Raw genomic sequence first — 241 nt, 5'->3', positions numbered from 1 at the left:
CGGCCAAGGTGCTTACCGCCCTCGCCGGCGGGATTTACCGGATGCGGTGATTGTCAGCATCTGCCACATAGACATTGCCTCTTGAGTCCACAGCCACTCCGGAGGGGGAATCAAACTGTGCCGTGCTGCCGGCGCCATTCGCAAAACCTTCTGTGCTGCCGGCAAAGGTGCTTACCACCCAGGCCATGCTGGTGCTGTCGGATTCCGTACTGGTGTTCTCGAAAACCTTGCAGGATATCAA

Annotated in this window: 1 protein-coding gene; it reads right to left on the bottom strand. The window is 58.1% G+C overall.

All coding sequences use genetic code 11. The annotated features are described in order from the left end of the window. Window positions 1-34: 34 nt before the first annotated feature. On the bottom strand, window positions 35-241 hold a 207-nt coding region (locus S1OALGB6SA_RS01380; protein ID WP_195910233.1), incomplete at its 5' end, for an SBBP repeat-containing protein.

Origin of the sequence: Olavius algarvensis spirochete endosymbiont, assembly GCA_900608495.1 — a bacterium.
Lineage (GTDB): Bacteria > Spirochaetota > Spirochaetia > DSM-2461 > DSM-2461 > UBA2779.
This window is presented reverse-complemented; position numbering and strand designations above follow the sequence as displayed.